This is a genomic window from Arthrobacter sp. 754, assembly GCF_040548695.1.
Taxonomy (GTDB): Bacteria; Actinomycetota; Actinomycetes; order Actinomycetales; family Micrococcaceae; genus Arthrobacter.
Genome location: NZ_JBEPSC010000002.1, coordinates 723,224 through 746,207, shown reverse-complemented (window position 1 = coordinate 746,207; position 22,984 = coordinate 723,224). Strand labels below are relative to the sequence as shown.

At 64.5% G+C, this 22,984-nt stretch carries 25 protein-coding genes, 2 tRNA genes and 1 pseudogene; 11 read left to right on the top strand and 17 right to left on the bottom strand.

The window, feature by feature from the left end:
- Nucleotides 1–68: 68 nt before the first annotated feature.
- Nucleotides 69–542: an Lrp/AsnC family transcriptional regulator gene (locus ABIA70_RS08835; protein WP_354147210.1), complete on the top strand. Its 474-nt coding sequence runs from the start codon at nucleotides 69–71 to the stop codon at nucleotides 540–542.
- A 128-nt stretch (nucleotides 543–670) separates the two neighbouring features.
- Entirely contained in the window at nucleotides 671–1,348 is a 678-nt protein-coding gene (locus ABIA70_RS08830; protein WP_354147209.1) for a hypothetical protein, read from the top strand.
- A gap of 131 nt (nucleotides 1,349–1,479) precedes the next feature.
- Here the strand turns inward: ABIA70_RS08830 and ABIA70_RS08825 are convergent, their stop codons facing one another.
- On the bottom strand, nucleotides 1,480–3,096 hold the full coding sequence (locus ABIA70_RS08825; protein ID WP_354147208.1) for a monocarboxylic acid transporter: 1,617 nt from the start codon (nucleotides 3,094–3,096) through the stop codon (nucleotides 1,480–1,482).
- Nucleotides 3,093–3,473 carry a DUF485 domain-containing protein gene (locus tag ABIA70_RS08820; protein ID WP_354147207.1) on the bottom strand — a complete coding sequence of 127 codons (381 nt, stop codon included), beginning with the start codon at nucleotides 3,471–3,473 and terminating at the stop codon, nucleotides 3,093–3,095. Before ABIA70_RS08820 ends, ABIA70_RS08825 begins: the two co-directional genes overlap by 4 nt.
- Nucleotides 3,474–3,646: 173 nt before the next feature.
- On the opposite strand from ABIA70_RS08820, the gene ABIA70_RS08815 reads away from it, so the two are divergent.
- The 5 genes from ABIA70_RS08815 (at nucleotide 3,647) to ABIA70_RS08795 (ending at nucleotide 8,237) form a co-directional block, all read left to right on the top strand.
- Nucleotides 3,647–4,837 (top strand): sensor histidine kinase, encoded by a 1,191-nt coding sequence (locus ABIA70_RS08815; RefSeq protein ID WP_354147206.1) that lies wholly within the window; start codon nucleotides 3,647–3,649, stop codon nucleotides 4,835–4,837.
- Nucleotides 4,838–4,881: 44 nt separating this feature from the next.
- Nucleotides 4,882–5,604: a LytR/AlgR family response regulator transcription factor gene (locus ABIA70_RS08810; protein WP_354147205.1), complete on the top strand. Its 723-nt coding sequence runs from the start codon at nucleotides 4,882–4,884 to the stop codon at nucleotides 5,602–5,604.
- Nucleotides 5,601–5,951: a DUF485 domain-containing protein gene (locus tag ABIA70_RS08805; protein ID WP_354147204.1), complete on the top strand. Its 351-nt coding sequence runs from the start codon at nucleotides 5,601–5,603 to the stop codon at nucleotides 5,949–5,951. Before ABIA70_RS08810 ends, ABIA70_RS08805 begins: the two co-directional genes overlap by 4 nt.
- 7 nt (nucleotides 5,952–5,958) lie before the next feature.
- On the top strand, nucleotides 5,959–7,425 hold the full coding sequence (locus ABIA70_RS08800; RefSeq protein WP_354147203.1) for a sodium/solute symporter: 1,467 nt from the start codon (nucleotides 5,959–5,961) through the stop codon (nucleotides 7,423–7,425).
- Nucleotides 7,426–7,547: 122 nt separating this feature from the next.
- Nucleotides 7,548–8,237, top strand: a complete 690-nt coding sequence (locus ABIA70_RS08795; RefSeq protein WP_354147202.1) for a hypothetical protein — start codon at nucleotides 7,548–7,550, stop codon at nucleotides 8,235–8,237.
- A gap of 22 nt (nucleotides 8,238–8,259) precedes the next feature.
- Here the strand turns inward: ABIA70_RS08795 and ABIA70_RS08790 are convergent, their stop codons facing one another.
- The 6 genes from ABIA70_RS08790 to rpsB all read right to left on the bottom strand — a co-directional run bounded on the left by ABIA70_RS08790 (nucleotide 8,260) and on the right by rpsB (nucleotide 13,288).
- Nucleotides 8,260–8,844 (bottom strand): DivIVA domain-containing protein, encoded by a 585-nt coding sequence (locus ABIA70_RS08790; RefSeq protein WP_354147201.1) that lies wholly within the window; start codon nucleotides 8,842–8,844, stop codon nucleotides 8,260–8,262.
- A 78-nt stretch (nucleotides 8,845–8,922) separates the two neighbouring features.
- Nucleotides 8,923–9,846 carry a phosphatidate cytidylyltransferase gene (locus tag ABIA70_RS08785; RefSeq protein WP_354147200.1) on the bottom strand — a complete coding sequence of 308 codons (924 nt, stop codon included), beginning with the start codon at nucleotides 9,844–9,846 and terminating at the stop codon, nucleotides 8,923–8,925.
- Nucleotides 9,846–10,403, bottom strand: a complete 558-nt coding sequence (gene frr, locus ABIA70_RS08780) for a ribosome recycling factor (protein WP_354147199.1) — start codon at nucleotides 10,401–10,403, stop codon at nucleotides 9,846–9,848. Before frr ends, ABIA70_RS08785 begins: the two co-directional genes overlap by 1 nt.
- 125 nt (nucleotides 10,404–10,528) lie before the next feature.
- Entirely contained in the window at nucleotides 10,529–11,266 is a 738-nt protein-coding gene (pyrH, locus tag ABIA70_RS08775) for a UMP kinase (RefSeq protein WP_354147198.1), read from the bottom strand.
- 126 nt (nucleotides 11,267–11,392) lie between these two features.
- The gene (gene tsf, locus ABIA70_RS08770; protein WP_354147197.1) at nucleotides 11,393–12,229 is read right to left on the bottom strand and encodes a translation elongation factor Ts; all 837 of its coding nucleotides are present in this window, start codon (nucleotides 12,227–12,229) and stop codon (nucleotides 11,393–11,395) included.
- A gap of 129 nt (nucleotides 12,230–12,358) precedes the next feature.
- Nucleotides 12,359–13,288 carry a 30S ribosomal protein S2 gene (gene rpsB, locus ABIA70_RS08765; RefSeq protein ID WP_354147196.1) on the bottom strand — a complete coding sequence of 310 codons (930 nt, stop codon included), beginning with the start codon at nucleotides 13,286–13,288 and terminating at the stop codon, nucleotides 12,359–12,361.
- 404 nt (nucleotides 13,289–13,692) lie between these two features.
- Here rpsB and ABIA70_RS08760 point away from each other — a divergent pair.
- Nucleotides 13,693–14,253 (top strand): annotated as a pseudogene (locus ABIA70_RS08760) (M23 family metallopeptidase); the annotation flags it as partial.
- 93 nt (nucleotides 14,254–14,346) lie between these two features.
- Here ABIA70_RS08760 and ABIA70_RS08755 read toward each other — a convergent pair.
- The 6 genes from ABIA70_RS08755 to ABIA70_RS08730 all read right to left on the bottom strand — a co-directional run bounded on the left by ABIA70_RS08755 (nucleotide 14,347) and on the right by ABIA70_RS08730 (nucleotide 19,673).
- Entirely contained in the window at nucleotides 14,347–15,537 is a 1,191-nt protein-coding gene (locus ABIA70_RS08755) for an acyl-CoA dehydrogenase family protein (protein ID WP_354147194.1), read from the bottom strand.
- Nucleotides 15,538–15,692: 155 nt separating this feature from the next.
- Nucleotides 15,693–15,766 (bottom strand) — tRNA-Ile (locus tag ABIA70_RS08750).
- A 148-nt stretch (nucleotides 15,767–15,914) separates the two neighbouring features.
- Nucleotides 15,915–17,111 (bottom strand): glycosyltransferase, encoded by a 1,197-nt coding sequence (locus tag ABIA70_RS08745; RefSeq protein ID WP_354147193.1) that lies wholly within the window; start codon nucleotides 17,109–17,111, stop codon nucleotides 15,915–15,917.
- Nucleotides 17,112–17,222: 111 nt separating this feature from the next.
- On the bottom strand, nucleotides 17,223–18,131 hold the full coding sequence (locus tag ABIA70_RS08740) for a DMT family transporter (RefSeq protein WP_354147192.1): 909 nt from the start codon (nucleotides 18,129–18,131) through the stop codon (nucleotides 17,223–17,225).
- Entirely contained in the window at nucleotides 18,131–18,772 is a 642-nt protein-coding gene (locus ABIA70_RS08735; RefSeq protein WP_354147191.1) for a CDP-alcohol phosphatidyltransferase family protein, read from the bottom strand. Before ABIA70_RS08735 ends, ABIA70_RS08740 begins: the two co-directional genes overlap by 1 nt.
- Nucleotides 18,773–18,818: 46 nt before the next feature.
- Entirely contained in the window at nucleotides 18,819–19,673 is an 855-nt protein-coding gene (locus ABIA70_RS08730) for a phage holin family protein (RefSeq protein WP_354147190.1), read from the bottom strand.
- 184 nt (nucleotides 19,674–19,857) lie between these two features.
- On the opposite strand from ABIA70_RS08730, the gene ABIA70_RS08725 reads away from it, so the two are divergent.
- From ABIA70_RS08725 to ABIA70_RS08715, 3 genes are all read left to right on the top strand, one after another.
- On the top strand, nucleotides 19,858–21,081 hold the full coding sequence (locus tag ABIA70_RS08725) for a multidrug effflux MFS transporter (RefSeq protein ID WP_354147189.1): 1,224 nt from the start codon (nucleotides 19,858–19,860) through the stop codon (nucleotides 21,079–21,081).
- 24 nt (nucleotides 21,082–21,105) lie between these two features.
- The gene (locus ABIA70_RS08720; protein WP_354147188.1) at nucleotides 21,106–21,285 is read left to right on the top strand and encodes a YMGG-like glycine zipper-containing protein; all 180 of its coding nucleotides are present in this window, start codon (nucleotides 21,106–21,108) and stop codon (nucleotides 21,283–21,285) included.
- 104 nt (nucleotides 21,286–21,389) lie between these two features.
- On the top strand, nucleotides 21,390–21,797 hold the full coding sequence (locus ABIA70_RS08715) for a hypothetical protein (protein WP_354147187.1): 408 nt from the start codon (nucleotides 21,390–21,392) through the stop codon (nucleotides 21,795–21,797).
- A gap of 7 nt (nucleotides 21,798–21,804) precedes the next feature.
- Here the strand turns inward: ABIA70_RS08715 and ABIA70_RS08710 are convergent, their stop codons facing one another.
- From ABIA70_RS08710 to ABIA70_RS08700, 3 genes are all read right to left on the bottom strand, one after another.
- Complete coding sequence (locus ABIA70_RS08710) at nucleotides 21,805–22,074, bottom strand: hypothetical protein (RefSeq protein WP_354147186.1); 270 nt, start codon at nucleotides 22,072–22,074, stop codon at nucleotides 21,805–21,807.
- A gap of 160 nt (nucleotides 22,075–22,234) precedes the next feature.
- Nucleotides 22,235–22,708: a hypothetical protein gene (locus tag ABIA70_RS08705; RefSeq protein ID WP_354147185.1), complete on the bottom strand. Its 474-nt coding sequence runs from the start codon at nucleotides 22,706–22,708 to the stop codon at nucleotides 22,235–22,237.
- 179 nt (nucleotides 22,709–22,887) lie between these two features.
- Nucleotides 22,888–22,960: transfer RNA gene (locus tag ABIA70_RS08700), tRNA-Asn, on the bottom strand.
- Nucleotides 22,961–22,984: the final 24 nt, after the last annotated feature.

Here is a 22,984-nt window from a genome sequence, read left to right as displayed (position 1 = left end):
ACCACCGCCGCGCGTCCTGACCATAATGCCCTGTTTGAGCGTCCATGACCGTGCTAACGTTGCGCAACATGCAACCTTTGGATGGCACCGACACGCGCCTGCTTTCGGCCCTGGCACGCGACCCCCGGCGGACAGTCGTGGCGCTCGCCCAGAAGCTGGGACTCTCGCGGAACACGGTCCAGGCGCGGATGGCGCAGCTGGAGAAGAAACACGTCTTCCTGTCCTTTGAGCGCCGGATCAACCCGGCCTCACTCGGGTACCCCCTGATGGCATTCATTTCCGTCCACGTCCAGCAGCAGAAGCTGGGACAGCTGGCCCACGACCTCGCCGGCATTCCGGAGATCCTGGAGGGCTACGGCCTTACCGGTTCGGCCGACCTCCTGCTGCGGGTGGTGGCCTTGGACGCTGAAGACCTGTTTCGGATCAACGGGAAGATCCTGGCCTGCGACGGTGTGGACAGGACCGACACCGCACTGGCCATGAGCGAACTCATTCCCTTCCGCATCCAGCCACTGCTGGAACGGGGATCCGCTGATGGTTAGGGGTCGGTCAAGGGACATTTAGGGCAGGGAGGCAGGCTGGGTTATAGGCTGTTCCATGGTGTATCGATGGGCGCCGTTCAGCGGATCCCAGCAATAAGGCAAAGCCAGTGCGTTGCCGGAAAGGCTCCATGTTGAGTTATCCCCAGGAACCGTACCAGCAGGCCCAGCCCGGACCCGGGCCGCAGCAGCCTCCGGCAGTCCCGATTGGCGCCCCGGGCCAGTACCGTGCACCCGGCCGGTACGCGGCACCGGCAGTTGACCCGTCAGCGGTATCGGACGGCACCCCGGGTTACCTCCCTTCCCCAAGGCAACTCCCTTCCGACGGGCAACTCCCTGCCGACGGGCCGTTCGGACTGCCCGGCCGGCAGCCGCCTGTCCGGGGGCGCAGGAAACTCTGGACCATCCTGGGAATAGCGGCTGGCGTCCTGCTGCTGGCTGTGCTTGGCGTGATCATCCTGCTCAGCGTTGTCAATGCCGCCACTAACCAGGCCAGGGGCCTCGCGGACGGCTTTACCAAGCTGGTGATCTCCGGCGACAGCTCCAAAGCCTACGACGATTACCTGGACCCGGCCCTGAAGGAACAGCTGTCGAAGGAAGCTTTCATCGCCGGCGTCAAGACCCTGGAAATGAACAGCAGCTGCCAGCCCGCCTACAACAACGTCAAAGCCGGCACCGAGAACAACACCAAGTCCGCCGACATCACCGGCCTCATCACCTGTGACGGCGACAGGAAGATCGACCTCGTCTACCGCTTCGAGGGCGAGGCACTCAAGATGGTCAACATCAAGCTCAAGCCACAAGCCTGACCGGCGCCAGCGGACAGCCTGGCCACGCAAAGAACCCCTGTGCCGCAGCACAGGGGTTCTTTGCATCAGCGGTCTCGGTCAGGAAACCACCGTCTCGGTCAGGAAACCAAGGGGTCAGGAAACCACCGAGGTCAGTGGTCCACTGCCTTCTCGGCGCCGACCCCCGTGAGGGACCGTACTTCCATCTCGGCCTGCTTGGCAGAATCCTCACGATTCTTGTCCAGGACCGTTCCGAGCCAGCCCAGCAGGAACGCGAGCGGGATGGAGACGATGCCCGGGTTGCTGAGCGGGAAGAGGGCAAAGTTGGCGTCCTTGATCATGGAAGTCGCTCCACCGGACACCACCGGCGAGAAGATGATCAGGATGATGGCCGAGCCCAGGCCGCCGTACATGCTCCAGACTGCGCCCTGGGTGGTGAACTTCCGCCAGAACAGGGAGTAGACAATGGTTGGCAGGTTCGCCGAGGCTGCTACAGCAAAGGCCAGGGCCACCAGGAAGGCCACGTTCTGGCCGTTGGCGAAGATGCCGCCCAGGATGGCAAGAACGCCGATGACCACCACAGTGCGGCGCGCAACCTTGACCTCAGTGTCGGCGTCGGCCTTGCCCTTGGAAATGACGCTGGCGTAGATGTCATGGGCGAACGAAGCGGCAGCGGTGATGGTCAGGCCGGCAACCACTGCCAGGATGGTGGCGAAAGCCACCGCGGAGATGAAGCCCAGGAGCAGCGGGCCGCCCAGGTGGAAGGCCAGCAGCGGTGCTGCGGAATTCACTCCGCCGGGTGCAGCCTTGATCGTTGCGGCACCCACGAGGGCAGCAGCGCCGTAGCCCAGGACCAGGGTGAACAGGTAGAACAGACCGATCAGCCCGATGGACCAGACCACTGACTTCCTGGCTTCCTTGGCCGTGGGAACGGTGTAGAAGCGCATCAGCACGTGCGGCAGGGCTGCGGTACCCAGGACCAGGGCCAGGCCGAGGGACATGAAGTCCAGCTTGGACGTCTCGGTCTTGCCGTACTGCAGGCCGGGGTTGAGCATGTTCGGGTTGCCGGAGGTCTCCACTGCGCCGCCCAGGAGGTCGGAGAGGTTGAAGCCGTAGATGGCGAGGACCCAGAAGGTCATCACGGCAGCCCCGGCAATCAGGAGCATGGCCTTGATGATCTGGACCCAGGTGGTGCCCTTCATGCCGCCGATCAGTACGTACATGATCATGAGGGCGCCGACGACGATAATGACCAGCGCCTGTCCGCCCCAGTCGCTGATGCCCAGCAGAAGCGAGATCAGGCTGCCTGCGCCGGCCATCTGCGCCAGGAGGTAGAAGAAGCAGACGGCGAGGGTGGAGATGGCGGCGGCGATGCGCACGGGGCGCTGCTTAAGCCGGAACGAAAGGACATCGGCCATAGTGAACTTTCCGGTGTTCCGGAGCAGCTCAGCCACCAGCAGCAGGGCCACCAGCCAGGCAACCAGGAAGCCGATCGAGTACATGAAGCCGTCGTAGCCGTTGACTGCGATGGCACCGGTGATGCCCAGGAAGGAGGCCGCCGAGAGGTAGTCACCGGCGATGGCTGTGCCGTTCTGGGGACCGGTGAAGGAGCGGCCTGCGGCGTAGTAATCGGCCGCTGTTTTGTTGTTCCTGCTTGCCCGGATCACGATCACCATGGTGACTGCCACGAACAGGCCGAAGATCCCCATGTTCAGCAGGGTGGTTTCCTTGAGGTCGGCAACGTCTACTGCCGTGGCAATCCCGATCATTTCTTCACTCCGGTCACGATGTTGCCGTCCTTATCAAATTCGTGGCCTTCGATTTCGTGGCGGATCTCCGCCGCGATCGGGTCCAGCCTGCGGTTGCAGTAGCTGACGTACCAGCCGGTGATGGCGAACGTGGTGACGAACTGCAGCAGGCCCAGGATCAGGCCAATGTTGATGTTCCCCCACACTTTGGTGGACATGAAGTCAACTGCATAGTCCGCCAGCAGGACATATGCGAAATACCACAGCAGGAATGCGACCGCCATGGGGAATACAAAGCTGCGGTGACGTTTGCGCAGTTCCTGGAACCGCGCCGTCGACTGCACCTGCTCGAAGTCTACGGACGCCGCTGCGTCCGGAGTGTGGGCATCATTACCCATCGTTCCTCCTCATTGAGTCTTGCCTGGTTCACACCGCCTGCATGCAGGATGCTGCAGTGTGACTGCAATCACTGTGCGCCGTGATGGGCGCTACATTCCATAGCCGCCGGCACAACGTTCGCTCAACGGTTGCGATGCTGCGCCTAACGGCACCCGCAGCTACGCTGGGCACCATGCCGGACTCCCCTCTCCTGACCGCAGCCGCCATCGCGGTGATCGTCCTGGCGATCGCCGTCGTCGTCGGTGCAGGCATCAAGGTGTTGCGTTCCTTCCGTGAGCTGGGCACGGACGCCGAGCTTGCCACCTACAACACGCTGCACGCCGCGTCCCGCGCGGGGCAGCACCTGCGTAGGGGGCTCAATCCGGCCGGTGCTGCGAAGGCCAGCCGGCAGCTGCGCAACCTTCTCGGCTGTGAAGCGCTCGCGATCACCGACACCGCAGGCGTGCTGGCCTGGGACGGTGCAGCGGAAGAACTGAAACCGCTCCTGATGGGGCTGGCGGCAGATGTGCTGGCCGGTGGCCGGACTGCTGTGATCCAGCCCCGGGACCTGGGCTTCGGCGGTAACCCGGGCAGTCTTGCCGCCGTCATTGCACCGGTCAAGGCCGGTTCCAAGGTGGTGGGCGTGGTTGCCGCATTCGCCCCGTCGGCCGGCGCCGGCCTGGTCCGCGCCACCGGTGAAGTGGCCGACTGGGTGGCTGTCCAGGTGGAGCTGGCCGAGCTTGATGCGTCCCGCACGTTGCTGATGGAAGCTGAGGTCCGGGCCCTCCGCGCCCAGATCAGCCCGCACTTCATCTACAACTCGCTGAACGCCATCGCGTCGTTCATCAACACCGACCCGGCGCGTGCCCGTGAACTGGTGGTGGAGTTCGCGGACTTCACCCGGTACTCGTTCCGAAGGCACGGGGACTTCACCACCCTTGCCGAGGAGCTGCGCTGCATTGACCGCTACCTGCTGCTGGAGCGGGCACGGTTCGGCGAGCGGGTGCAGGTCAGCCTCCGGATTGCGCCGGAAGTGCTGGGCACCGTGATCCCGTTCCTGAGCCTGCAGCCGCTCGTGGAAAACGCCGTGCGGCACGGCCTGGAGGCCAAAGAAGGGCCCGGCCATATCAGTATCACCGCCGAGGACTCGGGTGCCTTCGCTCAGGTGACCATCGAGGACGACGGCGTGGGCATGGACCCTGCGCAGCTTCAGTCCATGCTGGCCGGCCACACGGACGGTGACCACGTGGGTCTCCGGAACGTGGACGCCAGGCTGCGGCAGGTGTACGGCGACGAACACGGCCTGGTGATTGAGACAGCCCCCGGTGAAGGGACGCTGATCACCATGCGGGTGCCCAAGTCCCAGCCAGGCCATGACGCCTGAGCCGCTCCCCCGGCAAAGCACCATGGGGCGGCTAATGTAGGACCATGATTAATGTCCTCGTCGCCGACGACGAGTTACCTGCCGTGGAGGAACTCGCTTACCTCCTGGGCAGGGACGACCGGATAGGCACCATCCACCGGGCATCCTCCGGCTCCGAGGCGCTGCGGGCGCTCAGCACGGAGTCCGTGGACGCCGTCTTCCTCGACATCCATATGCCTGCCGTGTCCGGCCTGGACATCGCCCGGGCCATCGCGCGCAGCAGCCACCCGCCGGCGGTAGTGTTCGTCACGGCCGACGAGGATTGCGCCCTGGAGGCTTTCGAGCTTGCTGCAGTGGATTACCTGCTCAAGCCCGTCCGCGCTGAGCGGCTGGCCCGTTCGGTGGGCCGGATCAGCGAGCTGCTGCGCGACGGCGGCGGCCCGGCACCCGAGATGATCACCGTGGACCAGGGCGGCACCACGCGGATGATCAGGCGCGACGACGTCACGTACGTCCAGGCCCAGGGAGACTACGCCAGGCTCCACACGGCGGATGCCAGTTACCTGATCAGGGTGCCGCTGGCTGACCTGGAGCAGCAGTGGGCAGATGCCGGGTTCATCCGTACCCACCGGTCCTTCCTGGTTGCGCTCAAGCACGTGGCCTCAATGAAGCTCTCTGCCGACGGACCCAGTGTCAGCGTGGCCGGGGCCAACCTTCCCATCAGCCGCCGCCACCTGCCCACCGTCCGGGAGAAGCTGCAGGCCACCCGGATCCGGCCCCAGCTATGACGCGGGTCCGGGTGACCGCCCCGCACTCCGCTGCCCGGCCGGCCGCACAGACGCGGGAGGCTGCCGAGGAGTCAGTGGTGGGACAGCTTTTTGTCAGGTCGCTGATCCGCTCCCAGCTCCGGCTGGCGCTCGTGGTTGCGGGCGGATTCCTGCTGATCCTCGGTGCGTTTCCCCTGCTCCTGGCGGCCGTGCCCGGACTGGCCGAGACGAGGGTGGCAGGCATACCCTTCGACTGGCTGCTGCTGGGTGCCGGGATCTATCCCGTGATCGGCCTGAGCGCATGGCTGTTCATCCGGACTGCGGCTAGGAACGAGGCCCGGTACCGCGATCTGGCCGAGGACAAATGAGGCCGCAATGAACCCCGCCGTGGGCCTGGTGGCCCTCGTAGTGGTTGCAGTCGCCACCGCGGTGATCGGCTTCTACGGGCTGCGGATCTCCCGCACCACGGGCGATTTCTACGTTGCCTCGCGGACCGTCAAGCCTTGGTGGAACGCTTCGGCCATCGGAGGTGAATACCTGTCGGCGGCAAGTTTCCTCGGCGTCGCCGGCCTGATCCTGCTGTCCGGGACCGATGCCCTGTGGTTCCCGGTGGGCTACACCGCCGGGTACCTGATGCTGCTGCTCTTTGTGGCCGCCCCGCTGCGCCGGTCCGGCGCCTACACCATCCCTGACTTCACCGAAGCCCGGCTCGATTCACGGGCAGTCCGCCGGGTGACCAGCCTGGTGGTGGTGGTGGTGGGCTGGCTGTACATTGTGCCGCAGCTCCACGGGGCGGCGCTGACCATCCGGATCAGCACCGGGCTGCCGGCATGGGTGGGATCGGTGGCTGTGGTGGTCATCGTGTGCCTGACGGTGGTGGCCGGCGGCATGCGTTCGATCACCTTTGTGCAGGCATTCCAGTACTGGCTCAAGCTGACGGCGCTGGCGGTGCCGGTCCTTTTCCTCATTTTCACGCTTGCCGGCACCGGGGACCATGCCGCGGCTCCGGCCGCAGTCAATCCCACCGGACTGGCTCCTGCCGGGCCGTACCAAAACATTTCGCTGCTGGTGGCGCTCTTGTTTGGCACCTTAGGCCTCCCCCACGTCCTGGTGCGGTTCTACACCAATCCCGACGGGCACTCGGCGCGGCGCACCACCCTGATCGTCCTGGGGTTGCTGTCCGTGTTTTACCTCTTTCCCACTGCGTACGGGCTCCTGGGAAGGATGTTCGCTCCGGAACTGGCCCGCTCGGGCCAGGCCGATGCGGTGGTTCTCCTGCTGCCAGGGCAGTTCATCGGCGGGACGGCCGGCGACCTGCTCTCGGCGCTGGTGGTGGCAGGTGCGTTCGCCGCCTTCCTGTCCACCACCTCCGGCCTGGTGGTCTCGCTGGCTGGGGTCATCAGCCAGGACGTACTGGACGGCAGCGTGCGGGGTTTCCGGCTGGCAGCCGTGATCGCGGCCCTGGTTCCGCTGGGCTTTGCCTTTATGACAGACTCGCTGGCCCTGGCCGGCAGCGTGGGCCTGGTGTTCGCCTTCACCGCGTCCACGGTTTGCCCTGTCCTCCTGCTGGGCATCTGGTGGCGCGGACTGACGGACGCCGGCGCGATTGCCGGGATGGTCACGGGCGGCATTCTCTGCGGCGGCGCCATGGTGTCCGGCTCTCTCCTCGGAGCCGCGGGCACCCCGTTCTGGCTGGCCCAGCCTGCGGCCTGGTCCGTGCCGGCAGCCTTCGCCGTCATGGTGTCCGTCTCCCTTGCCACCCGGAAGCGGATCCCGCGGACCATGGCACGGGTGATGACCCGGCTGCACACCCCGGAACGTCCGCTGGTCACCGAACGCTGAGACAGACGGCAGCCACCACGGACCGGCCGCCACGGCCGCCGCAGCGGGTACGACGGCGGCGGGACCCGCCGTCCTCGTCCGCTCCCCTCGCGCCGTGAGGGCCAAAGGTGGAGAATTACCGCATGTCCACGCAGGACGGAAACACTGCCTCCGGGCCTGAAGGTGTTCCGGCGGCGGTCCGGGCCCAGCTGCTCGCCACCGAACACTGGTCCCTGCTGGCCTCCCGGAGCACCACGCAGGGCGAGGTTTTGACGCGGATCAGCATGTTCCTGACTTTCACCTCAGCCAGCCTGGTGAGCCTGGCGCTGGTGGGTCAGGCCACAAGGTTCTCGGACGCGTTCATCATCCTGGCGATGGCTGTGCTCCTCGCCGACCTGGTGATCGGCCTGCTGACCCAGGTCCGGGTGATGAACGTCGGCCTGGAGGACCTGATGTACGTCGTGGCCATGAACAGACTGCGGGCAGCCTACGTTGACCTTGACCCGGGTCTCGCGCCGTACCTGATGGCCGGCCGTCATGATGACCTGCCCGGTTCCCGGCAAACCTATTTTTTTCTTGGTCCGCGGAGACCCTGGAGCCAGGTGGCGGGGAGCAGCATGGTCTTTATCCAGATGGCAAACACCGCCCTGATCGCGATCATCCTGGGAACCTTTGCGATGATCCTGGGTGCCGGGACCGCCCTGGCAGTCCTGGTCGGGGCGGTTTGCGGGCTGGGGTTCATGGCCGGATCCATACTCCACGGAAAGCGCATGTATTTATCCTCGTGGCGCAGCTACACGCCGTTGTCCCCCACGCCCGGACCTGACGGATAAGTCCCCCGCTTTAACCGGGATATCAGTCGATGGCCGCCATCAGTTCAACCACGCGGTCCAGGAAGGCGTCGACCTGGGTCTCCTCGTACCCGTCCTGGCCGGCGGCGGGACGGAAGACGGCACGGCGGACGTTGTCCACGCTGAGGGGCTTGTCCTCTTCGAGGTAGCCGATCAGGTCGTAGCAGAGTTTGTCCACATCCTGGATGTTGTAGCTGCGGACGTTCTTCCTGGCGGGGCGCCGGAAGCGTTCGCCATCGGGCCGGTGGAGGCGGCCGCGGAGGATGCCGGAAAGTTTTCCGATTTCGCGCAGCCAGGCATCTTCGCCGCGCGCCGCGATCAGTTCGTCCCGCTCGCGGCGGGCGAAGGCATCCTCGAGGCGGTCGAGGGCGGAGTCCACGACGGCGGCGGAATAGCCGCCTTTGACGGGATCAAAGGAGACCGCCCGGACGTCGGCGCTGCCGAGGGCGTGGGTGGCGGCCTTGGGCGTCTCGAGCGCCACCCTGGCCCGCTGGAGGAACTGGTCCACCTGCTTGGCGTTGTAGCCGAATTCGTTGCCCCGCACGCGCTCAAACGACGCGGGAATTTTCCGTTGGAAATCCAATGCCACTGTTGTTCCTTTGTTGCTCTTGAGCCGGGTCACGTTATGGACCAGTCTATTGGACTGCCGTATTCAGGTGGGGCGCCCTCAGGCACCCGAGACCACCGCGAACAGGACGAACGCCACGGGAGAGGCGAAAACAATGGAGTCGAGGCGGTCCATCACTCCGCCGTGCCCGGGAAGGATGCTGCTCATATCCTTGATGCCCAGTTCACGCTTGACCATGGACTCGGCAAGATCTCCTGCAGTGGACGCCGCCACTGTTCCCAGCGCCAGGATCACGCCGACCCACCAGGGCCTGTCCAGGAGGAAGATGCAGGCGAGGACTCCGATCACCATGGCCCCGGCAACTGATCCGGCAAAGCCCTCCCACGACTTCTTCGGGCTGATCTTGGGAGCCATCGGATGCTTGCCCAGCGACGCGCCAACCAGGTATCCGAAGGTGTCGTTTGAAACCACCAGCAGGAGCATCACGGCCACCTGCCACGCCCCGGCCGGCACTGTCCCGCCGGGATATAAGCCCAACGCAGGCATCACGCCGGCGGTATGGAGCGGCAGGGTGGCGAAGCTGATGAAGAAGGGTACCCAGCCGAGAGCGAACACGCCGGCGAAGATGCTGTTGGCTGATCCGACCGGGCTTTCCACCGAACGCCAGAGGAGCACGGCGACGCAACTCAGGAGCAGCGCAAAGAGCAGGCTTTCGAGCCCGCCGAAATAGGCGGCAAAGGGCATGGCCACCGTGCCCACCATGACGGGGATGATGGGCATCCTGGTCCCGTTGGCTTCCAGGGCGCGGAAGATCTCCCAGACCCCGAAAACCGCGAACCCGGTGGTCACGGCCACGAAGCCGAGCGGGAGGAAAATCAGTCCACCGAGCACACCGATCAGCATGGCCAGTCCCACCACAATGGCCGCGGGAAGGTTCCGGCCGGCTTTGGGCGTCGGGTTGCTGCGCGGCTTGCTCCCCCTTGCCCGCGCCCTCGATGCGGGGGCCTGTTCTGCCTGGCCCATCAGACTTCGAGCAGCTCTGCTTCCTTGCGCTTGAGCAGCTCGTCGATGCCGTCCACGTGAGCCTTGGTCAGGGAATCGAGTTCCTTTTCGGCGCGGCTGCCTTCGTCCTCGCCGGCTTCGCCGTCCTTGACGAGCTTATCCAGCGTCTCCTTGGCCTTGCGCCGGATGTTGCGGATGGACACCTTGGCGTCCTCGCCCTTGGTCTTGACGATCTTGACGTATTCCTTGCGACGTTCCTGGGTCAGGTCAGGGATAGTGATCCTGATGACGTTGCCGTCATTTGACGGGTTGGCGCCCACTTCGGAGTCGCTCAGGGCCCGCTCGATATCGCGCAGGGCGGTTTTGTCGAACGGCGTGATCAGGATGGTGCGGGCGTCCGGGATGGCGAAGGACGCGAGCTGCTGCAGCGGGGTCGGTGAACCGTAGTAATCCACCAGGACCTTGTTGTACAGGCCCGGGTTTGCCCGTCCGGTGCGGATCGAGGCGAAGTCTTCCTTGGCTACCTCTACTGCCTTGTCCATCTTCTCTTCGGCTTCGAGCAAGGTTTCTTCGATCACGGTCTCTCCTCAGAAATCAGTGCAGTCCGGGTCCCGGTTTTCTGCGCAGTCTTGGTTCAGTCTTCCTGGTTCCATGCTGGGTCCTGCCAGCGGGTGGAACTGTCCTGAAATTATCCTAGCCGTAGCTACGCGGTCACCAGGGTACCGAGCTTTTCGCCCAGGATGGCGCGGGTGACGTTGCCTTCGCCTTCCATGCCGAAGACCACCATGGACAGGTTGTTGTCCTTGCACATGGTCATTGCGGTCTGGTCCATGACCCTGATGTCCCGGCGGAGGGCGTCGTCGTAGCTGAGCGTCTCAAGCCGCTCGGCGTTGGGGTCCTTTTTGGGGTCTGCGGTGTAGACGGCATCGACGCCGCTCTTGGCCATCAGCACGACGTCAGCGTGGACTTCCAGGGCGCGCTGGGCGGCCACTGTGTCGGTGGAGAAGTACGGAAGCCCGGCGCCGGCACCGAAGATGACGACGCGGCCCTTCTCCATGTGCCGGATGGCGCGGCGCGGAATGTACGCTTCAGCGACTTGGCCCATGGTGATGGCGCTCTGGACGCGGGTTTCCACCCCTGCCTGCTCCAGGAAATCCTGCAGGGCAAGGCAGTTCATGACGGTTCCGAGCATGCCCATGTAGTCGGCGCGCGAGCGGTCCATCCCGCTCTGGGACAGCTCCGCTCCGCGGAAGAAGTTTCCGCCGCCGACGACGATGGCGACTTCCACCTCCGGGACGGCTGCGGCGATCTGTTTGGCGACGTCGCGGACGGTGTCGGGGTCGACGCCGAGTTTCCCTCCACCGAAGACCTCACCTGAGAGTTTCAGGAGGACGCGTCGCCGGCTCTTCTCTGGCTGATTTGAAGTAATGACGGCTTCCATGGGTGCCTTCCCGTTGGTGAACTCTGAAAAGATTATCGTGCCTGGCGTCCAAAGGTCTCATTCGGCCATTCGCCGGCGCATGCAAAAGGGGCGGCCACCGAAGTGGCCACCCCTTTGCAGTTTCGGCTAGGAGCCGACGCGGAAACGTGCGAAAGCAGTTCCCTTGACACCGGCCTCTTCGAGGACCTGTGCCACGGACTTCTTGGCGTCCTTGGCGAATGCCTGGTCAACCAGCACCTCACCCTTGTAGAAGCCCGTCACGCGGCCTTCCACAATCTTGGTCATCGCAGCTTCGGGCTTGCCTTCAGCCTTGGCGGTCTCTTCGGCGATGCGGCGCTCGGACTCAACCAGGTCGGACGGAACGTCTTCGCGGGTCAGGTAGTTCGGGGACATCGCTGCAATGTGCACTGCGACGTCGTGCGCGGCGGTGGCAGCAGCTTCGCCTTCGCCGTCAACAGCGAACAGGACGCCGACCTGGGCCGGGAGATCCTTGGAGGTCTTGTGCAGGTAAGCGTCAACCGTGCCGCCCTCGATGCGGGAGATCCGGCGGACAACAACCTTTTCGCCCAGGACTGCGCCTTCTTCGACGACGACCTCGGAGAGCGGCTTGCCGTCAACCTCGACGGCGAGGAGGGAGTCGAGATCGGCGGCGCCGGACTCGACGGCCACGGCCAGGACCTTGTCGGCCAGCTGGATGAACTTGTCAGCCTTGGCGACGAAGTCGGTTTCGCAGTTGACTTCGATCATCACGCCGACGCCGTTGCTGACCTTCGCGGCCACCAGGCCTTCAGCGGTGGAACGGCCTTCGCGCTTGGTAGCGCCCTTGAGGCCCTTGATGCGGATGATCTCGATGGCCTTCTCGGCGTCACCGTTGGCTTCGTCAAGAGCCTTCTTAACGTCCATCATGCCGGCGCCGGTGCGCTCGCGCAGAGCCTTGATGTCAGCGGCAGTGTAGTTCGCCATGTGAACCCCTCTGTCTAGAAAATGTATGTGGTGTACGGACTGACAGGACGGCAGCTCACTGTGTGAGCGGCCATCCTGTCAGCTGCTTCGGCGCTGCCAGGAGCGCCAAAGATTCCGGATTTACTTGTATTACTTGTCGGCGTCGGCGGCGGGAGCCTCGGCAGCAGCCGGAGCTTCCTCGGCGGCGGGAGCCTCAGCAGCGGGAGCCTCGGCGGCCGGAGCAGCTTCAGCGGCGGGAGCCTCGGCAGCAGCCGGGGCTTCCTCTGCAGCCGGAGCAGCAGCCTCTTCAGCCTTGCTGCCTTCGAGGAGTTCGCGCTCCCACTCGGCCAGCGGCTCTTCCGGAGCCTCGGTGGTGCCGGTTGCACGCTGGTTGCGGGCGATGAGGCCCTCAGCAACGGCGTCGGCGACAACGCGGGTCAGGAGGTTCACGGAGCGGATGGCGTCGTCGTTGCCCGGGATCGGGAAGTCGACTTCGTCAGGATCGCAGTTGGTGTCCAGGATGGCCACAACGGGGATGTTGAGCTTCTTGGCTTCGTCAACGGCGAGGTGTTCCTTCTTGGTGTCCACGATCCAGAGCACGGACGGTGCCTTGGTCAGGTTGCGGATACCGCCAAGGTTGGTTTCCAGCTTGGTGAGTTCACGGCGAAGGAGCAGCAGCTCCTTCTTGGTGTAAGCGGAGCCGGCGACGTCGTCGAAGTCGATCTCTTCCAGTTCCTTCATGCGCTGGATGCGCTTGGAAACGGTCTGGAAGTTGGTCAGCATACCGCCGAGCCAGCGCTGGTTCACGTAGGGCTGGCCAACGCGGGTAGCCTGCTCAGCGATTGCTTCCTGGGCCTGCTTCTTGGTGCCGACGAAGAGTACGGTGCCGCCGTGTGCAACGGTGGCCTTCACGAACTCGTAGGCACGGTCGATGTAGGACAGTGACTGCTGAAGGTCAATGATGTAGATGCCGTTGCGCTCCGTGAAGATGAATCGCTTCATCTTCGGGTTCCAACGGCGGGTCTGGTGTCCAAAGTGGACGCCGCTGTCAAGCAGCTGGCGCATAGTTACGACGGGCATGCCGGCGCTCCTTCCGGCAGGTCATTCATGAGAAAGCATCGCGGCCCTCTTACCCTGCCAATAGTTGACGGTTGATTAGCGTGGCCCAAGGCGGGCCGTGCTCCTGGCATCCTTTGCGACTCTCATCAGGACCGCAAAGCCCTGACCGCAAGAGGCACAATCCTCCTCATACGAAGCCTGGGCTTCAGAATCGGAGGTCTGGATGCGCGTAGTCAGCTGCTGGTCCCCCGCATTCCTGAATGAGGCGTGCCGACGCAAAGCGTTGAGGGCACAGCAAACTGCTCCACCAAGTGTACTACAGCGGACCCCTCGCCAATGGACAGCGGGCACTCCCCCGGCGGGGGTTTTCCACATAGCCAAAACGGTCCCTGTTGCCGGCTGACGCGGGCGGGAATGCTGGGGACATGAAAGCCACATTGCTCCTCGCCGCAGTGCTGGTGCTGCCCGCCGCCGCAGCGGTTCCGCAGGCGGCAGCCCCGCACGCGTCCTCCCCGCCGGCGGCAGGGATTCAGTACCCGGCGGCCCGGGCTGCAGCGGTTCCGCAGGCGGCAGCGCCGCACGCGTCCTGGGACTGGCCGCTCTCCCCGAGGCCTGCGGTGCTGCGCGCCTTTGACCCGCCGGACAAGCCGTGGATGAGCGGCCATCGCGGCGTGGATCTTCGGGCAGCTCACGACGGCGTCCCGGTCGCCTCCCCGGAGCCCGGCACTGTCAGCTTTGTGGGCGTGGTGGTGGACCGCCCTGTGATCACGATCGATCACGGCGATGGGCTCCGAAGCAGCTTCGAGCCCGTGGAGAGCCCCCTGAAGGCCGGGGACGTGGTAGCCAAGGGCGAAGCGATCGGCACACTGCAGCCCGGCCATTGCGGAGTCCTGGCCTGTGTCCATTGGGGCGTCAGGCGGGGCGACTCCTACGTCAACCCGCTGGACTTCGTCATGGATCTGCGCCCGTCCATCCTCCTGCCGTTGACGCCAGGGCTGCCGATGGCGGCTGATCTGCCGGTGGGGCCCGAGTTGCCGATAGCGGCTGATCTGCCGGTGGGGCCCGAGCTGGCGCTGACGCTAGACGATGGCTGAGATACCCGTGATCGCACGCCCGGTCACGAGGGTGTTGATCTCGTGGGTGCCCTCGTAGGAGTAGATCGCTTCCGCGTCCGCGAAGATCTTGGCCATTTCAAAGTCGGTCACAATGCCGTTGCCGCCCAGGAGGCTGCGGCCGATTGCGACGCTTTCGCGCATGCGGGCGGTGGTGAATGCCTTGGCCAGGGCCGACTGTTCGTCCTTGGCCTGGCCGGCGTCCTCCAACTGGGAAAGCCGGACCATCATGCCCATGGAGCTGACGGCGTTGCCCAGGATCTGCACCAGCTGGCTTTGGACCAGCTGGAAGGACGCCAGCGGGCGCCCGAACTGGTGGCGTTCCACCGCATAGCGGCGGGCCACGTCAAAGGCGGCAAGCTGCTGGCCGACAGCCTGCCAGGCAACCGCGAGCCGTGTGACTTTGAGGACTTTGTTCGTGTCGCGGAAGCTGTTGGCACCGGCCAGTTTGAAGAAACCGGGAACAACCACATTCTCGAGGACAATGTCGGCGTTCTGCACGGTACGCAGCGAGATCTTGTTTTCGATTTTGGTGGCACTGAAGCCGGGCAAAGCGGTATCCACGAGAAAGCCCTTGACCTGGTTGTCGGCGAGGTCCCGGGCGTAGATGACCACCCAGTCGGAGAACGTGGCGTTGCCGATCCACCGCTTGGCTCCATTGAGGATCCAGGTGTCGCCGTCGCGCCGGGCTGTGGTGCGGGTGCCGCCGGCAACATCGGAGCCACCCAGGGGTTCGGTAAGCCCGAAGGCGCCGATCTTCTTCAGCGAATAGATGTCCGGGAGCCACGCATCCTGCTGTTCCTGCGAGGCCAGTGCTTCGATGGAACCGGTGAAGAGTCCGTCGTGCACGCCCATGAATGTGGCGATGGAGGTGTCCGCGCGTGTGGCTTCGGCATGGACCAGGCCTGCGAACAGGTTTGAATAACCCTGCCGGCGAACCGGGCTCACCAGGTCGATTTCGGCGAGCTTGGGAATGAGCTCCATCGGGAATTCCCCGCGGTTCCAGCAGTCCACTGCGATGGGCCGCACTTCTCGGGCCAGGAATCCGCGGATTTCAGCCAGGCGGTCCTGCTCCTTTCCCGTCAGGAGCTGCTCGAAGGCGAAGAAGTCACCGTCGGCGTAGGGGAGGTTGTTGATGTCAACGGAAGCTTTGGACATGGGATTCCTCGCAAATCTCAGCAGGCGCGAACGCATCGGTGCGTAGCGGCAGCGGTAAGTTACTGGTCAGTAACATATCGCAGATCCGGCATTAACGGAAGAAACCGCGGCCGACGATGACGTCAGCCGCGGTTCCACGGTGCTTTGAACTTGGGTAGGGCTACTCGGACTTGAACCGAGGACCTTAGGATTATGAGTCCCGCGCTCTAACCAGCTGAGCTATAGCCCCCTATGCACCACCGGCCTGGTCCAAGGGACTTTGGCTTCAGCAGGGCAAAAACACTCTAGCAAACCGCAGCAGGCGTTCGGACCAGGCTCGGCCGGAGAACCGTCCGGGCCGTGGCATCGCCAGCCGCCGGCCCGGGTGGGAAGGCCGTTTAGAGCGCCTTGTCGTCGAAGCTGGCACCCCGGTAGAGGTCCTCAAAAGTCTGCAGCGTGCCCTCCATGCTGTGCGGCTCCACCATCCGGCGGCTGGCCCGGCCCATCGCGGCACGCTCCTCCGGAGGAAGTTGCATGATCCGGGTGATCTTTTCGGCGAGGTCGTCACTGTCATTGGGCTTGAACAGGTAGCCGTTCTCGCCGTCGCGCACCAGATGCGGCAGGGCCATGGCGTCAGCGAGCAGGACCGGCGTGGACGCAGACATGGCTTCGAGGGTTACCAACGACTGCAGTTCAGCGGTGCCCGGCATGCAGAACAGGTCCGCCTTGATGTAGGCCTCCCTGAGGTCCTCATCACTGGCGAGGCCCAGGAACTTCACCCGTTCGCCCAGGCCGATCCGTTCCGCCTGCGCTTCAAGGGCGCTGCGGACTTCGCCGCCGCCCACAATTTCCAGATGGACATTGAGTTCTTCCGGTGTTTTGGCCACGGCATCGATGAGTACATCCACGTGCTTTTCCTCGGCCAGGCGTCCCACAAACAACACCGTGGGGCAGGGATGGGGTTCGATGACCTCGCCGGGCTCCAGCTCGTAAGCGGCCGAGTCGATGCCGTTGGAGAGCGGCAGGACCTTGCGCAGGAAGGCGTGCTGGTGCATGGCCTTGGCAGCCAGCGGAGTGGGCGTCGTCACCACATCGGCCTGGCCCATGACCTTGCCCATGTCCTTCCAGGAGATCTTGCCGATGATGTCCTTGAACCACTGCGGGAACGGCAGGAACGGGTTCAGGTTCTCCGGCATGAAGTGATTCGTGGCCACAATCCTGATGCCACGCTTCGCGGCTTCATACAGAACGTGCTCGCCGATCATGTAGTGGCTCTGGATATGCACCACATCAGGCTTCACGCGGTCGAACAGGAGGCTGATTTCCTTCTTGATTTCCCACGGAAAACAGATCCGGAAGTACTCGTGGGTCCAGACGCCGTGGGAGCGGAGCCGGTGCACCGTGGCCTCGGAGCGGAACTCCGTGAAGCTCGCACCGTTATCCGCGCGGCAGGCCAGCACATGCACATCATGGCCGCGGCCAGTCATGCCTTTCGCCAAGCGGTAGCTGAACTGGGCGGCCCCGTTGATGTGGGGCGGATAGGTATCGGCGGCAATCAGGACGGTCAGGGGTGGCTGGTCAGAGGGCGTTGTCACGTGGAGAGCTCCTGAAGGTCACGGGGCGGCAGCTGACGCCGGCCGCCGCGGTTTTGCCGCGCTGTGGCGCCGGGCAGTTGGGTGCAAAATCGGCTGGTGGATGGACGTTGGCTAGTGGGCCGCCCTGCCCGCCGCCTTCCGCGCGTCTTTCTTGCGCTTGGTGACCTCGGGGTGGTGCCTGGAAAGGGCGATCACCCCCACGATAGCAAGCGAAGCAGCGGTAGCCATGGCAATCGCCATCACGGCGTGGACATCAGGGCGCAGTTCGCCCAGGATCACAATGCCAATTGCGATGCCCACAATCGGATCAATGACCGTCAGGCCGGCGATGACCAGGTCCGGCGGCCCGCCCGAGTACGCGCTCTGGACAAACCAGGACCCCAGGCCCCCGGCTGCGGCGATTGCCACCACCGAGTACCACTGGACATTGAGCAGGACCAGCCCATTCGGATCCAGCAGATGCTTGCCGATAATCCGCGTGAGCACCGCGACAAAGCCGAACAGGACGCCGGCACCAAGGATGTAAACGAACGCGCTCATCCGGTGCCGGAACATGACTGCCAGGGTGCCAAAGACGCCAACGGCCAGTGCCAGCAGGAGCACAATGGTCAGTTCGTCCTCCTGGCTGACGTGATGGTTCTCCTGTGTCACGTTGACGGCGAGAAGGACGAAAAGTGCCGAACCCGTCACGCACGCCGCAATGGAGACCATGGTTGCGCGGTTGATGGTGAGGCCCTGGTCGCGGGCGTTGACCACGGTGGTGATGACCAGGGCAATCGCCCCGATCGGCTGCACCACGGTCAGCGGAGCGGTCACGAGTGCCACCGCATTCAGTCCCATCCCGACACACAGCAGGAGCAGGCCAAGCACCCAACGCGGGTTCCGGAGAAGACGGAGGAAGCCGTTTGAACTCAGGGCGAGCCCGCCTGTGTCGGCTTTGACGGCGCTTCCCTGTTTTTGCGCCCCAAAGGCAAGGCAGAAGGCGCCAAGCACCGCGAGCAGAACCGCAACCCATACCATCAGGCGGTGCCGCCGTCGTGATGTGACTGAATGTCCTGATGCGACTGCAGCCTGCCTTTACGCAGGATGGCCCAAAAGTAGTTGTACGCAGCGATCCAGTGGCCCGCGAGTCCGAGTCCGAGGACAATCCAGGCAGCCACGTAAAGCGGCTCCGTGAACGGGTGGTCCAGGCGCGAGAGGATGAGCAGCGGCGTGCCCAGCAGGAGCAGCCCAGTGCGGATCTTGCCGACCCTGCTGACCGGCAGGTCGGGATGGCCATGGAAGTAGGACAGCGTCATCACCAGGAGAACGGCATCAGGGACGACCAGAGCCGCGAGGTACAGCCAATGCACGACGCCGGCGATCACCAGGGTGACCGCCACCGCTATCAGGGCGAGCCGGTCGGCGAGGGGGTCCAGGACCCGGCCAAGCTTGGACGCCTGGTCGAAACGGCGGGCCACATAGCCGTCAACCCAGTCACTTCCGGCCATGACCGCGAGCACGACGACGGCGATGCCGTACTCTTTCTGCGCCAGGACCAGCCAGATGAAGAGCGGCACACCCATAAAGCGCAGCACTGTGAGGGCGTTCGGGATGGTGACGACCCGGTCGTGGTCTACCTGGGGACGGCCGGGACGCGAGCCAGCACCAATGAACTTCAATCCGTCCCCTCCTCCCTACAACACAGTGTGAACGCGCGGGTTGCCGTTACGGGTTCCGGAGCAGCTTGCGGAGCAGCACCACAAGAACCGTAACGGAGGCTGCGAGGGCTGCAAGCGGCGTCCAGCGGAGTCCGGGGCCTTCCGTGGGTTCCGAGATCGCGGCGAATTTCCGGCCCACAGCCTGCCGGCCGTGATCGAACGCGGCTTTGCCCGCGTCCAGCTTCTCCTTGGCGGTACCCGCGAGGAACCTGATCTGGGGCTTGATGTCCAGCTCCGTGTCCAGTTCGTCACGGACTTCAGCGATATGACGCCGGCGCTGCTCCAGGCGGCGGTGGAGCTCGGGCTCGGAGGCGTGCGGGAATTCCTTCTTGTGTGCCTCTGCCTTGGCTTCTTTTTCAGCCTTCGCCTTCGCGGCGGCCTCGTCCTTGGCGGCCTTGGCGGCCTTCGCCTCCGGGCTGTCCGGATCAAGGATTGCAGCGTTGAAGGCCGAGCCTTCCTTGGCAATTCCAAGGTCGTGCTTAATCCCGCGGATTGTCTCCTCCGGCACCAAGGGCATGGCTTTCTTGAACTTCCGGACGCCGATCAGTGCGCCGATGAGGGCGATGACCAGGAAGGCAGCGCACACCAGAAGTGCGGCCAGCCAGGCCGGCATGATGGTGGCCAGGCCCATGATGGCGGCCACAATGAGGCCAACCACCAGGAAAGCCAGGAAGATGAGCGCGACACCCAGGAATGCAGCGGCAACGCCAACCTGGATGCCCTTGCGCTTGATCTCAACTTTGGCGAAGGCGATTTCGTCATTGAGTTGGCGGGGGGCCAGGCGAAGGAGTAGCTTCACCGTTCTGGGAAGCGCAGTGATCCGTAATCCCTGGCTGGTCCGCCCGGTGTGACGTCCGCTCATCGGTTACCGCCTTACTTGTTGCTGGTCTCATGCCTGGTCGCTCGGCTTCCGGGTGCGGGAGCGTGCGGCAGCACAGTCCCGCACCCAAAACTATCATTCAGGTTCAGGGCAAACTTCAGGGCTGGCCGTGCGGCGCGCCCGCGCCCCGCAAAGATGGAGCCCCGCGCGCCTAGGATTGGTCTCCGTGACCATTCACTCCAATCCGGGCGATGCGCTGAGCCGCCGCCGGAAATTGTTGTACATACTCCTTCTCGGTGCCCTCACGGCCCTGGGCCCCTTCACGATTGACCTGTACCTGCCGGCATTCCCTGCGCTGGAGGAAAGCCTGGGAGTCACTGAGGCCCAGGTCCAGCTGACCCTGGCAGGCACCACGGTCGGTTTTGCCCTTGGCCAGCTCGTGGTGGGACCGTTCAGCGACAAGTTCGGCCGGCGGCTCCCGCTGATCCTTGCCACTGCCCTGCACATCGCGTCCTCGGTGGGAGCGGCGCTGTCCACTGACATCGGGACGCTCGGCTTCTTCCGCGTGCTGATGGGCGTCGGTGCGGCAGGCGGCGGCGTGGTGGCCATGGCCATGGTGCGGGACCTGTTCGCCGGGTACGCCATGGTCCGGATGTTCTCGCGCATGGCACTGGTGAACGGCCTGGCGCCGATCCTTGCCCCGGTGATCGGCTCGCAGCTTCTCCTGGTAATGCCCTGGCCCGGCATCTTTGTGTTCCTTGCCTGTTACGGCACAGTGGTGATCATCGCCGCGCTCTTCGTGGTCCGCGAAACGCTGCCACCGGAAAAGCGCGGCCAGTCAGGGATGACGGCGGGCCAGCGCTACAAGGTTCTCTTCACTGACCGGATCTTCGTAGGCCTCCTGCTGGTGGGCGGCATGAATTTCGCCGGCCTCTTCACATATCTGTCGGCGTCGCCCTTCCTTTTCCAGGACATTTTCGGGTTCTCGCCGCAGCAGTACGGCCTGCTCTTCGGCGTCAATTCGCTGGGCATCGTGGCCGGGGTCCAGATCAGCTCCCGGCTGATCAGGCGCGTCCCGCCGCAGTGGATCATTGCCTGTTCAACGGCCTGGATGTTCCTGATGGCCTTGCTGATCGTCGCTTTCGACCAGGCAGGCCTGGGGCTCTGGGGGGTCATGGTTCCGCTGTGGTTCTACATCATGGGTGCCGGCTTCACCTTTCCCTGCGTTCAGGTCCTGGCGCTGGCCAGCCACGGCGCCCAGGCCGGGACGGCGGCATCCCTGCTGGGCGCCGCAACGTTCCTCCTGGCCGGCCTGATCTCGCCGGTGGTGGGCTGGCTGGGCATCACCAGTTCGACGCCCATGGGCGCCGTGCAGGCGGCCTGTATCCTGGTGGCGATTGCGGGCCTTTGGCTGATAGTCAGGCCGCGGACAGTCCCCTCCATCCACTGACTCCCCTGCCTGAAAGGTGGCCTGATGCAACGCAAACCGCACCGCAACCCCCGTGGACTGTTCCTCGGGGCGGTGCTGGGCGCCGTCGCAGGTTACTTCGCGGGGCGTATGTTCGGCAGCGCGGCCATCGGTATCATCCTCGGCGCACTGGTGGGCGCTGCCCTGTTGTACCGGGTGAACCCTGGCCCGTGGAACCGTCCCTGAGCGTTACCGGCCCTGCGGCCCGGTGCGGCCTGAGGCAGGTGGGCCGTACGACAGGGGGAGCCGGCCACTGCCGCCCGGGACACTTCCCGCGATAAAATAAATCCGTGCCCAGCTGGCAGTATTCCTCACCGCTCCCAGCCACATGGCAACGCTGCGACTCCGGCATCCTGCCCCTGTGGTGGGAACGCTTGTGCGCCCAGACCGGCGAGCAGTCCGCGGCGCTCTATGCTGCCGGGCTGTTCACGGAGGACCGCCGCCGGCCCATCGCACAATGGTTCAACCCGGCTTTCAATGCAGCCCTGCTGGTGGCGCCCGAGACGTCCCCTGAGTGGCCGGTCCAGCGCTTCGGCATTTTTTACGCACCGCCTGGCTCGGGGTTTTCCCGGGTGCACTCGGCACCCCATGAATGGCATCCGCGCGAGCCGCGTAAGTCTCCCACGGAACAGGAAGCATTCCTGGCGGCCATAGCCGAGGCGGAGCGGTTCCTGCAGGTGGAAATGGACTTCGTGTAAGGGATGCCTAGGACTGCGGCGTGCCCGATACCGCAGGATGCTCCCAGCGCATCACGAAGTCGGCCTGCCGGAGGGCTGCCGAGGGGCCGAGGAGTCCCATTGCGCGCAGCATCCCGTTCCTGAGAGCACGCGTGACAGGGTGGCGTGCCGTCGCGAGCCGTGCCATTGCTTCCGACCGCCGGACCATGAGCGAGGTGCGCGGGAGCCTCGCTGCGGTGTAATCCGCCAGGCCGTCCGCTACTGTCCCGGCGACGCTGAGGCAGTAAGCCAAAGTCACTGCATCCTCGATCGCCTGGCACGCGCCCTGTCCCAGGTTCGGGGCTCACATCATGCACCTGCACCGCGCCAACCGGAAGACGCCTCTGTGGGAAGGCCAGCCGCCCGGCCACGTCTGACGCAGCCGGGCGCCGCTGCCCGATCTCTAAGGGACGGTGTCCCTAGGGGACGGCGCAGGTCACAGAGCCGTGGTCGAATTTCGTTTCCCTTCTCACCGAAAGGAAGTCGGTTTCGAAGGTGCACTCCATCCCGTCCTTGCGTGTCGTGGTACTCACGCCTTTGAGCTTGATGACCAGGGGGCCGTAGTTGTAGCCGTCCACATACCATTCGTAAACGTTTACGGACTTGAACACGCCCTCGTCGGTTGTTGTCTCGCCCCGATGCGTCGTCGTCGTTGAGGACTCGACCTGGTTCTGGATTATCACCCGGCCCGATGGTGTGCGCACATCAATGAGTTTCTCGGTGGCGGTGGTACACATGACCAGCCCGGCTTCCTCATCGATGACGCATTGATCGATGGTGATGGTTTGCCGTCCCTCGGTGCTGGCTGCGTCCGCGGGCACAGCGGTTGTGGCCAGCAGCACCGCCGCAGTCCCCAGTCCACAGGCTGCCAGGCGCAAGGATTTGTTGTGCATGAGAGGTCCCCTGTCTCGTCAGTACGGCCCAGTGGCGGGCAGTGACGGAATCCTACGAGCGCGCAGACGCGGGGGTCAAGAGGCCGGCAGTCCGGTTGGATCGAGCGGTCCAGACACGGCGTCGGGGGGCAAGAAAAATCCCCGCCCTCACTCGGAGGACGGGGATTTTTCGCTGATTGCTCCTCCTGCTGGACTTGAACCAGCAACCCTTCGATTAACAGTCGAATGCTCTGCCAATTGAGCTAAGGAGGAATGAAGCAGGTATGACATTAGCAA